Origin of the sequence: Sphingomonas glacialis (assembly GCF_014653575.1) — a bacterium.
GTDB classification, from domain to species: Bacteria; Pseudomonadota; Alphaproteobacteria; order Sphingomonadales; family Sphingomonadaceae; genus Sphingomonas; species Sphingomonas glacialis.
The window spans coordinates 1,066,692-1,079,955 of sequence record NZ_BNAQ01000001.1; the positions used below are offsets into that span (position 1 = coordinate 1,066,692).

Annotated in this window: 16 protein-coding genes; all 16 read right to left on the bottom strand. The window is 64.2% G+C overall.

The annotated features are described in order from the left end of the window. Window positions 1-12: 12 nt before the first annotated feature. Window positions 13-2,139 (bottom strand): prolyl oligopeptidase family serine peptidase, encoded by a 2,127-nt coding sequence (locus IE187_RS05040; protein WP_189675325.1) that lies wholly within the window; start codon window positions 2,137-2,139, stop codon window positions 13-15. A gap of 77 nt (window positions 2,140-2,216) precedes the next feature. Then, on the bottom strand, window positions 2,217-2,639 hold the full coding sequence (rplQ, locus tag IE187_RS05045; RefSeq protein ID WP_133189611.1) for a 50S ribosomal protein L17: 423 nt from the start codon (window positions 2,637-2,639) through the stop codon (window positions 2,217-2,219). A 240-nt stretch (window positions 2,640-2,879) separates the two neighbouring features. Further along, window positions 2,880-3,944: a DNA-directed RNA polymerase subunit alpha gene (locus IE187_RS05050; RefSeq protein WP_133189613.1), complete on the bottom strand. Its 1,065-nt coding sequence runs from the start codon at window positions 3,942-3,944 to the stop codon at window positions 2,880-2,882. Between the two features lie 95 nt (window positions 3,945-4,039). Further along, a complete protein-coding gene (rpsK, locus tag IE187_RS05055; protein ID WP_010164557.1) occupies window positions 4,040-4,429 on the bottom strand; it encodes a 30S ribosomal protein S11 in 390 nt (129 codons plus the stop codon). A gap of 55 nt (window positions 4,430-4,484) precedes the next feature. Further along, on the bottom strand, window positions 4,485-4,853 hold the full coding sequence (rpsM, locus tag IE187_RS05060) for a 30S ribosomal protein S13 (protein WP_010185518.1): 369 nt from the start codon (window positions 4,851-4,853) through the stop codon (window positions 4,485-4,487). Window positions 4,854-5,005: 152 nt separating this feature from the next. Beyond that, window positions 5,006-5,602, bottom strand: a complete 597-nt coding sequence (locus IE187_RS05065; protein WP_189675326.1) for a Uma2 family endonuclease — start codon at window positions 5,600-5,602, stop codon at window positions 5,006-5,008. A 28-nt stretch (window positions 5,603-5,630) separates the two neighbouring features. Continuing rightward, window positions 5,631-6,986 (bottom strand): sensor histidine kinase, encoded by a 1,356-nt coding sequence (locus IE187_RS05070; protein ID WP_189675327.1) that lies wholly within the window; start codon window positions 6,984-6,986, stop codon window positions 5,631-5,633. Then, window positions 6,983-7,675, bottom strand: a complete 693-nt coding sequence (locus tag IE187_RS05075) for a response regulator transcription factor (RefSeq protein ID WP_189675328.1) — start codon at window positions 7,673-7,675, stop codon at window positions 6,983-6,985. Before IE187_RS05075 ends, IE187_RS05070 begins: the two co-directional genes overlap by 4 nt. A gap of 234 nt (window positions 7,676-7,909) precedes the next feature. Then, complete coding sequence (locus IE187_RS05080) at window positions 7,910-8,560, bottom strand: adenylate kinase (RefSeq protein ID WP_189675329.1); 651 nt, start codon at window positions 8,558-8,560, stop codon at window positions 7,910-7,912. Window positions 8,561-8,602: 42 nt separating this feature from the next. Beyond that, window positions 8,603-9,955 carry a preprotein translocase subunit SecY gene (secY, locus tag IE187_RS05085; protein ID WP_133189623.1) on the bottom strand — a complete coding sequence of 451 codons (1,353 nt, stop codon included), beginning with the start codon at window positions 9,953-9,955 and terminating at the stop codon, window positions 8,603-8,605. A gap of 269 nt (window positions 9,956-10,224) precedes the next feature. After that, complete coding sequence (gene rplO / locus IE187_RS05090) at window positions 10,225-10,767, bottom strand: 50S ribosomal protein L15 (RefSeq protein WP_189675330.1); 543 nt, start codon at window positions 10,765-10,767, stop codon at window positions 10,225-10,227. 268 nt (window positions 10,768-11,035) lie between these two features. Then, window positions 11,036-11,212, bottom strand: coding sequence for a 50S ribosomal protein L30 (gene rpmD / locus IE187_RS05095; RefSeq protein WP_010164564.1), 177 nt, complete (start codon window positions 11,210-11,212; stop codon window positions 11,036-11,038). Between the two features lie 5 nt (window positions 11,213-11,217). Then, the gene (gene rpsE, locus IE187_RS05100; protein WP_133189625.1) at window positions 11,218-11,964 is read right to left on the bottom strand and encodes a 30S ribosomal protein S5; all 747 of its coding nucleotides are present in this window, start codon (window positions 11,962-11,964) and stop codon (window positions 11,218-11,220) included. A gap of 2 nt (window positions 11,965-11,966) precedes the next feature. Then, a complete protein-coding gene (rplR, locus tag IE187_RS05105; RefSeq protein WP_010185509.1) occupies window positions 11,967-12,326 on the bottom strand; it encodes a 50S ribosomal protein L18 in 360 nt (119 codons plus the stop codon). Next, window positions 12,326-12,859 (bottom strand): 50S ribosomal protein L6, encoded by a 534-nt coding sequence (gene rplF, locus IE187_RS05110; RefSeq protein ID WP_010185508.1) that lies wholly within the window; start codon window positions 12,857-12,859, stop codon window positions 12,326-12,328. Before rplF ends, rplR begins: the two co-directional genes overlap by 1 nt. A gap of 1 nt (window position 12,860) precedes the next feature. Continuing rightward, window positions 12,861-13,256 carry a 30S ribosomal protein S8 gene (gene rpsH / locus IE187_RS05115; RefSeq protein ID WP_010185507.1) on the bottom strand — a complete coding sequence of 132 codons (396 nt, stop codon included), beginning with the start codon at window positions 13,254-13,256 and terminating at the stop codon, window positions 12,861-12,863. Window positions 13,257-13,264 lie beyond the last annotated feature (8 nt).

A 13,264-nucleotide genomic window follows, 5' to 3' on the forward strand; every position in this document is an offset into this window, starting at 1 on the left:
GGGGCTTGCGCGCTATTCTACCGGCTTCACCTGCAACCCGGTCCACTTCGCCGCAAACGCCCACGCGTCCGCCGTCTCGGCAATCACCTTGTCGGTCGGCTTGCCAGAGCCATGCCCCGCGCGCGTCTCGATCCGCACCAGCCGCGGCTTCGGCCCCAGGTCGGCCGCCTGCAGCGCGGCCGTATATTTGAACGTATGCCCCGGCACGACACGGTCGTCGGTATCAGCCGTCTCGGCCAAAATCGCCGGATACGGCTTGCCCGGCCGGATATTGTGGTACGGCGAATAGGCATAGAGCGTCTTGAAATCGGCTTCCTTCGACGGATAGCCATAATCGTCGACCCAATAGCGCCCTGCGGTGAAGCGATCGAAGCGCAGCATGTCCATCACGCCGACGGCCGGCAGCGCCGCCGCGAACAGATCGGGCCGCTGGTTGGTCACCGCCCCGACCAGCAGACCGCCGTTCGAGCCACCCTGGATGACGAGCTGATCCGCGCCGGTGATATGCTGTGCCTTCAGATACTCGCCCGCCGCGATGAAATCGTCGAACACGTTCTGCTTGTTGGCGAGCCGGCCGCCGTCATGCCACGGCTTGCCATATTCGCCGCCGCCGCGGATGTTGGCGACCGCGAACACCCCACCCTGCTCGAGCCACGCGATCCGCGTCGCCGAAAACGCCGGCGTCACCGAGATGTTGAAGCCGCCATACGCATAGAGCAGCGTCGGCGCGGGGCCCGTCACGTCCTTGCGTTTGACGATGAACATCGGGACCTTGGTGCCGTCCTTCGACGCATAGAAACGCTGCTCGACCGCATAGCGCGACGGATCGAACGCGACCTTGGGCGCCGCCCACGGCGTCGCCTTGCCCGTGCTGACATCGTAGCGATAGATCGTCGTCGGCGTGGCAAAGCTGGTGAAGGCGTAGAAGGTCTCGGGATCGTCGGGGTCGCCGCCAAAGCCGCCGACATCGCCGATCCCGGGGAGCGGCACGACGCCATCGGGCTTGCCGTCGAGCGTGTAGCGACGGACCTCGCTCTTCACGTCGGCGAGGTAGGACAGCAGCAGCTTGCCGCCGACGATCGACGCGCCGTCGAGCACGTCCTTGCCCTGTGGCACCACCTCATGCTCGGGCACTTCGGCCGAGCGCGCGTAGAGGTTGGTCGCGACGATCCGCAGTCGCGGCGCATCCTTGTTGGTCAGCCAGTAGAAATTGCCGCCGACATTGCCCGCGAAGCTCCACTGGTTCTGCAGCCCCTTGAAGATCGTGCGCGGCGCGAGCTTGGGCGCGGTGAGATCGATCACGGTGATCTCGTAGCGATTGTCGGTGCCCTCATGCGTCGTGATGACGAGCCATTTGCCGTCGTCGGTCACGATCGCGCCATGGCCCATCTTGGGCCGATCGGGGGTTGCGTAGATCAGCGAGTCGGCGCTTTGCGGCGTGCCGAGCTTATGGAAATAGACCTGCTGGTTCTCGTTGAGCGCCTGGAACTTGGCGCCCTGGGCGGGTGCGGCGAAGCGCGAATAATAGAAGCCCGATCCATCCTTCGCCCATAACAGGCTCGAGAACTTCACCCAGTCGATCTGGTCGCTGATGCCGCCGCTCGCGACGTCGAGCACCTTTACGGTACGCCAGTCGGTGCCGCCGTCCTGCACCGCGTAGAGCAGCTTGTGGCCGTCTTCCGACGGGGTCCATTCGGCGAGCGCCGTCGCGCCGTCCTTCGACCAGCCGTTGGGATCGACCAGCACCCGGCCCGCCCCATCGACGCTGTCGCGTACATAGAGCACCGCCTGATTCTGCAGCCCGGCATTGCGCGTATAGAAATAGCGACCGCCCTTCTTCACCGGCACGCCGAACCGCTCGTAATCGAGCAGCTGCTTCAACCGTGCGGCAAAGACGTCGCGACCCGGCAGCGTCGCCAGATAGGCGTTGGTGACGGCATTCTCGTCGGCGACCCACTTCGCCACCTCGGCATCGGTGCGGACGTCGTTCTCGAGCCAGCGATACGGATCGGCGACCTTGACGCCGAACTGTTCGTCGACCTGTGGTACACGGCGGGTCTCGGGATATTGCATGGTCTGGGCCTGTAGTTGCACGGGGGCCGCGAGAACGAGAGCGATCAGCGGCAGGGTCAAGCGCATGTAGGGCTCCGAAACGGAAAAAGGAGCCGCACTCTACCGAGCGCGACTCCTTTCTCAACCTGCAAAGCAACTAAGGCTTATGCGGCCTCGTCATACTCGCCGTCGACGATCACCGGGCCCGAATCCTGGCCCTTGGCGCTTACGTCGCGGTCGACGAATTCGATGACCGCCATCGGCGACGCGTCCGACATACGGATGCCGGCCTTGATCACGCGGGTGTAACCGCCGTTGCGATCGGCATAGCGCGTCGCCAGAACGTCGAACAGCTTGATCAGCTGCGCGTCGTCGAGCAGCCGTGCGTGCGCCAGGCGGCGGTTGCTGAGACCACCCTTCTTGCCGAGCGTGATCAGCTTCTCGATGTACGGGCGCAGTTCCTTCGCCTTGGCGACGGTGGTGGTGATCTGCTCGTGCTTGATAAGGGCAGCGGACATGTTGCGGAACAACGCAATGCGATGTGCCGAGGTACGCTGCAGTTTACGACCGCCTACGCGATGACGCATGGTGATTTCCTTCGTTCGTTAGGGGGCCGTGTGAGGTACCCCAGACCAGGTGACCGTTATGGCCGCCACCTATCGCCGTCTTGCTGACCGTAGCCCTCTCCCATTCTTCATGGGAGAGGGTTGGGTGAGGGTCTTCTTCTACTCGCGCCCGCCGCGGCGAAACCGCGTCGTCGGACGTCGCAAGCGACGCCGGCCGGGCTTACGCCGTCTCAGAATTAGCGTGCGCTAATCCTGTGCGGCTCAGCCCATGATTTCCTGCTCGAGCTTCTTCGCCATCTCTTCGATGTTCTCAGGCGGCCAACCCGGGATTTCCATCCCGAGGCGGAGCCCCATCGAAGACAGCACTTCCTTGATCTCGTTGAGCGACTTGCGGCCGAAGTTCGGCGTGCGCAGCATCTCGGCTTCAGTCTTCTGGACCAGATCGCCGATATAGATGATGTTGTCGTTCTTGAGGCAGTTGGCGCTGCGCACCGAAAGCTCGAGCTCGTCGACCTTCTTGAGCAAATAGCGGTTGATCTGCTGCGTGTCGCCCGACACTTCGCCAGCCGCAGCCGCCGGAGCAGCGTGACCGATCGGAGCCGAACGCGTCACCGACGAATCGTCGAAGTGGACGAACAGCGCGAGCTGGTCCTGCAGGATGCGTCCTGCGTAACCAACGGCGTCCTCAGGCGTGATCGTGCCGTCGGTCTCGATCGTCAGCGTGAGCTTGTCGTAATCGAGCTCCTGCCCGACGCGGGTGTTCTCGACCTTGTAGCTCACCTGCTTGACCGGCGAATACAGCGCGTCGACCGGGATCAGGCCGATCGGCGCATCGGCCGGACGGTTGGCGACGGCAGCGACATAGCCCTTGCCGACGTCAGCGGTGAATTCCATGTTGAGCGTCGCGCCCTCGTCGAGGTGGCACAGCACCAGCTTGGGGTTCATCACTTCGATGTCGCCCGTCACCGCGATGTCGCCAGCCGTGACCGCACCTGGACCCGTTGCCGAGAGCTGGAGGCGCTTGGGCCCTTCGCCTTGCATGCGCAAAGCGATCTGCTTCACGTTGAGCACGATATCGGTCACGTCTTCGCGAACGCCGGCAAGCGACGAGAATTCGTGCAGCACGTTCTCGATCTTGATCGAGGTGACCGCTGCCCCCTGCAGCGACGACAGCAGAACGCGACGCAGCGCGTTGCCGAGCGTCAGGCCGAAACCACGCTCCAGCGGCTCGGCGACGAAGGTTGCCTTGCGCTTGCCATCACCGGACTTCTTCTCGAGGCCGGACGGCTTCTTCAGTTCCTGCCAGTTCTTTGCATTGACGGACATAGGCTATCCCTTGGTTTTGGGTCGGCACTGCGCAATGCCGACCAATTACGAATCCCGGGCGTGCAGCGCGATCAACCGCGCACGCCCGAGAGAAATCAGACGCGACGACGCTTCGAAGGACGCACGCCGTTGTGCGGGATCGAAGTCACGTCGCGGATCGAAGTGATCTGGAAACCGACCGCCTGCAGCGCGCGAAGCGCCGACTCACGGCCCGAACCCGGGCCCTTCACTTCGACTTCGAGCGTACGGACGCCGTGCTCGGCAGCCTTCTTGCCGGCGTCTTCGGCAGCGACCTGCGCTGCGTACGGAGTCGACTTGCGCGAGCCCTTGAAGCCCATTGCGCCGGCCGACGACCACGAGATCGCGTTGCCCTGGGCATCGGTGATCGTGATCATGGTGTTGTTGAAGCTTGCGTTCACATGGGCGACGCCCGAGGTGATGTTCTTGCGCTCGCGCCGCTTAATGCGCTGTGGTTCACGTGCCATTTTGAAATCCTAAATCCTGAACGAGGAGCGAGCCGCGGTCACCCGCGGCTCAAGCTCACTTCTTCTTACCGGCGATCGGCTTAGCCTTGCCCTTGCGGGTGCGCGCATTGGTATGCGTGCGCTGGCCACGAACCGGCAGGCCCTTGCGATGGCGCAGGCCGCGATAGCAGGCGAGATCCATCAGGCGCTTGATGTTCATCGCAACCTGGCGACGCAGATCGCCTTCGACGGTGTAGTCAGCGTCGATCGCCTCACGGATGTGGAGCACTTCCTGATCGGTCAGGTCCTGCACACGCGCCGTCATCGGGATGTTCAGCTTGGTGACGATTTCCTTGGCCTTGGTGTTGCCAATGCCATGAATGTAGGTGAGCGCAATAACGACGCGCTTGTTGGTCGGGATGTTGACCCCGGCGATACGTGCCATGAACTTTTTCTCCTGCTCCACGGGGCTGCATGGCTGCAGACCCCATCTCGACGCGTTGAATACCGTAACGCACGACACCGGCGCACGCAAACAGCGCCGCCGGAGACCGGTGTTTCGGAATAGAGGCTCGGTAAGCCCCGACTCGGGTGCTGTCAAGCGAGCGCTGTAGTGTCGACGAGCAGATCGGGGATGGTCGCAAACGGCACGGGAGCGCCCCATGCAAACTCGTCGCGCTGCGCGTAGGTTTCGTTTTCCGGGCCCGCCATTCGGATAATCTTTCGAGCGACGACATCGACGACCCAATATTCGGGTACACCCGTCCGCGCATACAGGCGGGCCTTTCGTCCGAGGTCGAACTGCAGCGAACTGCTCGACACTTCGACCGCAAGCCGGACCGAGTCGCGCGAGACGAAGCGATCGTCTTCGACCGTTGCTACGACGACATCAGGCTCGGGCAGGCTGTGATCGTCGAGGTGGGTCGATACCGGAGCGTACGCTGTCAGATTCGTATCGAGGGCGCGAACCGCCTCATCGACTGCGACCAGAATGCGGAGCTGCGCTTTGGCGTGCGGGCGATGAACCGCGTTCATGACGAAGATCTCACCATCGATGAGCTGCACGCGTCCGACATTTTCGAAAGCCCCCGCTTCGTCCAAGATCAGAAATTCATCGACGGTGATCAGATGACGAACAGGATCGCCATCCTCCACGGAAGCATCGGCGGCTCGAATGGCTTGCTCGGCACCCATGGCCGTTCTTACCAAAAACCGCCCGTTATCACAACGTCACCGGCACGACGATTGCTGCGACCAGACCCGGCGCATTGTCGCCGAGCGCGATCCGCCCGTCGTGCAACCGCGCGACCGCCTCGACCAGCGCCATCCCCAACCCCGCCCCCGGCAAACTGCGCGCACTGTCGAGTCGACCGAACCGACGCAGCGCTTGCGCGCGGTCTGCCTCGGCGATGCCGGGTCCGCGATCCTCGACCTGGAAGCGCGCCTCGCCCCCCGCGATCGCCAGCCGCAAGGTGATCGCCCCGCCCGCTCCGGCGTGGCGCAGCGCATTGTCGATCAGATTGGCGAGCGCTTGCGTCATCAATTCGCGGTGCAGCACGATGCGTGGCGCGCCGGATTCGATCACCGCCTCGAAGCGCATCCCTGCATCCTCGACGACTGGCGCGTACAATTCGGCGATTTCTTCCATCAACGCGGCGGGATCGATCGGCGCGAGCCGGTCGCGCGGCACCGATTCGGCCCGCGTAATCTCGATCATCGTCGACAGCATCCGCATCACGAGGTCGGTCTCGATCAACAGCCCGCCCATCGCCGCCTCGCGCTGCGCCGGGTCGGCCTGCAACACCGCCGCCTCGGCCTTTGCGCGCAGCCGCGCGAGCGGCGAGCGGAGATCGTGCGCGAGCCCGTCGGTGACGATCCGCAATTCGGTCATCAGCCGTTCGGTCTTGTCGAGCATCGCGTTGAGCCGCAGCGCGAGCCGGTCGAACGCGTCCCCGCCACTCGCCGCATTGGGAACGCGGCGCGACAGATCGCCCTCGGCGACGCCCTCGATCACGTCGGTGACGCGGTTGAGCCGCTGCCCGACATAGCGCGTGACGACGAGACCGCCCCCGACGCCCAGCGCGAGCGACAGCAGCGTCGCGGCGGCCAGCGCGCGTTCGATGCCGCGCTGTTCGGCCTCCCAATCGTCGAGCAGATGCCCGCTGACCAGCCGATTGGGCCCGATCTGGCGCACGGCGTAACCGGCCTCGCGTTCGGACCACGGCATCGAATCGCCGACTTGCCCAATATGGAAACCGATCGAAGGTGCCCGCCCGACATGCCCGATCGCGGGGCCGACCTGCGCCAGCCGACGACCGTCGGCGGCGACCACCATCACGATCCTGGTCGGATCGCTCGGCGCCTGCGCATCCTCGATCGCGCGCACGAGCGCCGGCAGGCCGCCCGTGCGATAGACCGCGACCAGCGCATCCGATTCCTCGATCGTATCGCGCCGCACCGCGTCGATCGCGTCGTCATGGACGAGCTTCCACACGAACCCGACGAGCACGAGGTTCGAGATCAGCGCCAGCCCGATCGCGAGCAGCGCGATCCGCGCGGTGACCGAAAGCCGGATCAAGGCTCGGTCGACAACCGATACCCCGCGCCGCGCACGGTATGCAGGATCGGCGCGCTAAAGCCTTCCTCGAGCTTGCGCCGCAACCGCCCGATATGGACGTCGACGACGTTCGATCCCGGGTCGAAATGATAGTTCCAGATCTTCTCGAGCATCATCGTGCGCGTCACCACCTGCCCGGCGTGGCGCGCGAGATATTCGAGCAAGTTGAACTCGCGCGCGCCAAGCGCAATCGTTCGCCCCTGCCGGACGACGCTGCGCGCGAGCAAGTCGATCTCGAGGTCCCCAACCGACAGCTTGGTCGGCTGCCCCTCGGCGCCGCCGCGGTCGACACGCCGGAAGATCGCGTCGATCCGCGCGGTCAGCTCGGCGAACGAGAAGGGTTTGACGAGATAATCGTCGGCGCCGGCGTTCAGCCCATCGATACGGTCATCGACGGTGCCGAGCGCAGAGAGGATCAAGGCGGGGGTCGCGACGCCTGCGGCGCGGATCGCGCCGAGCATCGCCAGCCCGTTGAGGCCGGGCAGCATGCGATCCGCCACGATCAGGTCGAAAATGCCTTCGCTCGCCAAGAACAGCCCGTCGCGACCATCGCCGCAGGTCTGCACGACATAGCCCGCCTCCCCCAACCCCTTGGCGAGATAGGCGGCGGTCGAGGCATCGTCTTCGACGATCAGGATTTTACGCGACATAGGTGGCATTCCGGGCGGTTTCCTCGTGCCTAGAATGAAATGAGGCTGGCGGAAAGCAAGCCTTCCGCCAGCCAACGACACTCCCGGGAGTGCGAGTGCCGATCTCGTCAAATCTTCCCGCCGCATGCACTCGGCGATGCACACCGTATGGCGCCGCGCGGCTGCCACGGCGGTGACGGCGAGGTGACGAAATCGTCATTTGGAATGAATCGGGGACCGAAGCGGTCGCCGCGGTCAGGCGGCGTCGAGGATCGCTTCGATCGCGTGCGTCACGGCACCGATTTCGCCCATGCCGTCGACGCGCGCGAGCAGGCCGCGTGCTTGGTAGATCGGGATGATCGGCTCGGTCTTGGCGCGATATTCGGCCATGCGCGTGCGAACGGTGTCTTCATTGTCGTCGGGACGACGCTTGAAGTCGTGGCTGCCGCAGACGTCGCAAGTCTCGGCGACCTTGGGCTGCTTGAAATGGTCGTGATAACCCGCACCGCACACCGCGCAGGTGTACCGGCCGACGATCCGCGCGACCAGCTTGTCCTCGTTGACCTCGAGCTCGATCACCTTGTCGAGCGAGCGGCCGCGGCCTTCGAGGATCGTATCGAGCTGTTCGGCCTGCGCCGCGGTCCGCGGATAGCCGTCGAAGATCACGCCCTGCGCGGGATCGAGCGACGCAAGCTTCTCATCGATGATACCCGAGACGATCGCGTCGGAGACGAGCTCGCCCGCTTCCATCACGGCCTTTGCCTGCAAGCCCACCGGGCTGCCCGACTTGACCGCCGCACGCAGCATGTCACCGGTCGAGAGCTGGATCATCCCGCGCGTCGCCTCGAGATGGCTCGCCTGGGTGCCCTTGCCCGCGCCCGGAGGCCCCAACAGAATGATATCCACGCTACAATCCCCTCTTCGACCCGCTCTTCGGCGGCGTCGCGCTCAGCGCAGACGCCCGCCCTTCAGCTTCGCCTTCTTGATCAGATCGCCATATTGATGCGCAAGCAAATGGCTCTGGATCTGCGTCACCGTATCCATCGTTACGTTGACCACGATCAGGAGGCTAGTGCCACCCAGGTAGAACGGGATCGCCAGCGCCGACACGAGATATTCGGGCAACAGGCAGATGATCGCGAGATAGCCGGCCCCGATCACGGTGATCCGCGTCAGCACATAGTCGAAATAATTCTCGGTGTTCTTGCCGGGACGGATACCGGGGATGAACCCGCCATGCCGCTTGAGATTGTCGGCGGTCTCTTCCGGATTGAACACCACGGCGGTGTAGAAGAACGAGAAGAACACGATGCCGGCGCCGTAGAGCAGCATGTAGACCAGGCTGCCGTGCTGGAGATACTGGTTGAGCGTGATGACCAGGTCACCGTACCAGGTTTCCTTGGCGCCGGCGGTCTGCTTGCCCGCGAGCTGCATCACCGTCAGCGGCATCAGCAGCAGCGACGAGGCGAAGATCGGCGGGATCACGCCCGCGGTGTTGATCTTGAGCGGCAGATGGCTGCGGTCCGACTGCATCCCGCGCTGCGTCTGGCGCTTGGGATACTGGATCAGGATGCGGCGCTGTGCGCGCTCCATGAAGCAGATGAACAGGATCAGGCCCGCAACCGCGACTGCGATCGCGATGATCGTGAAGCCGTTGAGGTTACCGGCGCGGCCGCCCTGGGCGAGATTGTAGAGCGTCGTCGGCAGGTTGGCGACGATGCCCGCCATGATGATCAGCGACATCCCGTTGCCGATCCCGCGCGCGGTAATCTGCTCGCCGATCCACATCAGGAACATCGTGCCGCCGACGAGGCTGACGATCGAGCCGACGATGAACATCGGGCCCGGATCGACCACCACGCCCTGGCTCTGGAAGCCGAGCGTAAGGAAATACCCCTGGATGATCGTCAGCGCGACGGTGCCGTAGCGGGTGTACTGGTTGAGCTTCTTGCGCCCGCTCTCGCCTTCCTTCTTGATCGCGGCAAGCGTCGGCGACAGCGAGGTCGCGAGCTGCACCACGATCGAAGCGGTGATGTAGGGGGTGACGCCCAAAGCGATCAGGCTGGCGCGCTTGAGCGAGCCGCCCGAGAAGGCGTTGAAGAAATCGAGCACGCCGCCGCTGGTGCGATTCGCGAGCTCGGTCAACGCGGTCGGGTCGATCCCCGGCAGCGGCACGTAGCTTAGCAGGCGGAACACGATCAGCGCGCCGATGGTGAACCACAGCCGCTTCTTGAGGTCGGTCGCCTGTGCGAATTTCGACAGGCTGATGCTGGAAGCCATCTGGTCGGCTGCGGATGCCATGCTGCGTATCGTCCCGGTAACTCAGGTGTCAGGAAACAAAAAACGGCGGAAAGCGTTACCGCCCCCCGCCGCTCATATAGGGGCCCGTACGGGCTTGTCTAACCTTGCGGTTATATTTCCCGTTGCCGGCGGCCCTCCCCGCCCGTCACCCCCGCGAAAGCTGGGGCCCCGCCTCTTCTTCTAACGTCGCCAGAAGGAGAAGCGGGATTCCCGCTTTCGCGGGAATGACGGAGGTCGGTGTCAGCCTGGGAAATTCAGGCCCGAAACGTTCAGGCCTTGAACGATTCCTTGTGCGCCTTGCGCTCGCGATACTTGACGCCCTTCTTGGCGGCAGCCTTTTCAGCTGCGGGCACGACGTGGATCACGTCGACCTTGCCGCCGAGCTTCTCGACCGCTTCGATCGCGCCCTTCGACGCGCCGGCAACGGTGAAGCTGAGCACAGCCGTCATCTCGCCCTTGGCGAGCAGACGGACGCCGTCCTTGCCGCCACGCGCCAGGCCAACGGCCTTGAGCGCGTCATGGTCGAGCGTCGCGCCGGCTTCGATCTTGCCTGCGTCGACCGCAGCCTGGATCGCACCGAGGTTCACCTCGGCATAGTCCTTGGCGAAGATGTTGTTGAAGCCGCGCTTCGGCAGACGCATGTGGAGAGGCATCTGGCCGCCCTCGAAGCCTGCGATCGAGACGCCTTCACGGCTCTTCTGGCCCTTCTGGCCACGACCGGCAGTCTTGCCCTTGCCCGAACCGATACCACGGCCGACACGCATCTTGGATTTACGCGCGCCCTGATTGTCGCGGATTTCATTGAGTTTCATGAGTGCACTCGCTTTCGCTTTTGTCGCGCTGATAAAATGGAGAAGGGGGCCGTTAGCCCCCTGCCCCGCGTTTGTCTATATCCGACTGTCCCCAGTATCCTCTCCCGCATGCGGGAGAGGCAACGGAGACTTGGTCCACCTACTTCAGGCGGGCCTAGTCGTAGTCGGTGAGGGCCTTCTTTTTCTGCCCGCTCGGAACAGAAGAAGTAGGAGACCCTCACCCAACCCTCTCCCGCGAAGGCGGGAGAGGGCTAGTTCAGATCGAGGCTTACGCCTCGATCTTCACCATGTGCGCGACCTTGCGGATCATGCCCCGGACTTCGGGGGTATCCTCGAGCTCACGCGTCTTGTGCATCTTGTTGAGGCCGAGGCCGATCAGCGTTGCGCGCTGGTCGGCTTCGCGGCGGATCGGCGAACCGGTCTGCGTGATCTTGATGGTTGCCATGTCGCTTACTCCACAACCGCGGCCGCATCGGCCTCGGCAGTCTCGGATCCACCACGGCCCAGCAGGTCGGCAATCTTCTTGCCGCGACGCTGTGCAACCGACTTCGGCGAAACCTGCGAGGTCAGCGCCTCGAAGGTTGCCCGGATCATGTTGTAGGGGTTCGACGTGCCGACCGACTTGGTCACGACGTCGGCGACGCCGAGCGATTCGAACACGGCGCGCATCGGACCACCAGCGATGATGCCAGTACCGGCAGGTGCCGAGCGCAGCGTCACGAGACCGGCACCGAAGTGACCGTTGCCGTCATGATGCAGCGTGCGGCCTTCCTTGAGCGGAACGCGGACCATTGCCTTCTTGGCAGCAGCCGTCGCCTTCGAGATGGCTTCCGGCACTTCGCGCGCCTTGCCATGACCGAAGCCGACCCGGCCCTTGCCGTCGCCGACGACGACGAGTGCTGCAAAGCCGAAGCGCTTGCCGCCCTTGACCGTCTTCGAGACGCGGTTGATGTGAACAAGCTTCTCGATCAGCTCTTCGCCGCCATCGTCGGCGCCAGGGCCGCCACGACCGCGATTGTCGCGACCGCCACGGTTGTCACGGCCGCCACGGTTCGCACCGCCGCCAGGACCACGACCGCCGCCAGGGCCGCCACGGTTGCCACCAGGACCACCGCGACCACGGGGCGCTTCCTGCTGCGGAACCGGTGCGCCGTCGGGCGACGCTGCGATTTCGTTTGGAATGTTGTCGTCAGCCATAATTAGAACTCCAATCCGGCTTCACGCGCGGCAGTCGCCAGCGCCTTGACCCGGCCGTGGAACAGGAAGCCACCGCGGTCGAACACGACCTGCGTCACGCCAGCAGCCTTGCAGGCTTCGGCGATGCGCGTGCCGACACCGGTCGCTGCGTCGAGGTTGGCGCCGGACGTGTCGCGCACGTCCTTTTCCAGCGTCGAAGCGGCAGCGATCGTCACGCCCTTGGCGTCGTCGATGATCTGCGCATAGATGTGGCGGCCCGAGCGGTGGATCGACAGCCGCGGACGGCCCGAACCCCGTGCACGAAGCGCGGTGCGGTTGCGGCGGCGCCGCTTCTCGAAGAGAGACATACCCTTGGTCGACATTACTTCTTCTTCCCTTCCTTGCGGAAGATGAACTCGCCGTCGTACTTGATGCCCTTGCCCTTGTAAGGCTCGGGCTTGCGCCAACGACGGATTTCAGCTGCCAGCTGGCCGACCTTCTGCTTGTCCGAACCCGAGATCTCGATCGTCGTGTTGTCGGGGGTCTTGACTTCGATCCCCTCCGGCACGTCGATGTTGACGTCGTGGCTGTAGCCGAGCTTGAGGTTCAGGTTCTTGCCCTGCGCCGCAGCACGATAGCCAACGCCGTTGATCAGCAGCTTCTTGGTGAAGCCGTCCGACACGCCGGTGATCAGGTTCTGCACGAGGGTACGCTGCATGCCCCAGAACGCGCGAGCGCGCTTGGTCTCGTTTGCGGGGTTGACCGAAACGCCACCCTCTTCGAGCACATAGCTGATCTCTTCGCGCAGCGGCATCGCGAGGGTGCCCTTCGGCCCCTTCACGGTGAGCTGCTGGCCTTCGATCGTCGCGGTCACGCCGCTGGGGATCGCGACCGGCTTTTTACCGATGCGGCTCATATCAGAACACCTCCGCGAGGACTTCGCCGCCGACATTCTGTTCGCGCGCTTCGGCGTCGGACAGAACGCCGCGAGGCGTCGAGACGATGGTGATGCCGAGGCCATTCATGACGCGCGGCAGTTCGGTCGAAGCCGAATAGACGCGACGGCCAGGCTTCGAAACGCGGGCAACGTGCTTGATCGCAGGCTGGCCCTCGAAATACTTCAGCTCGATGCGGATGCCGGCCGCAGGGCCCATCTGCTCTTCGCTATAGCCACGGATGTAGCCTTCGCGCTGGAGAACGTCGAGAACGCGGGCCCGCAGCTTGGAGCCCGGCGTCAGGACGGAGTCCTTGCGCGCGCGCTGGCCGTTGCGGATGCGGGTGAGCATATCACCCAGGGGATCGGTCAATGCCATCTGTTGAT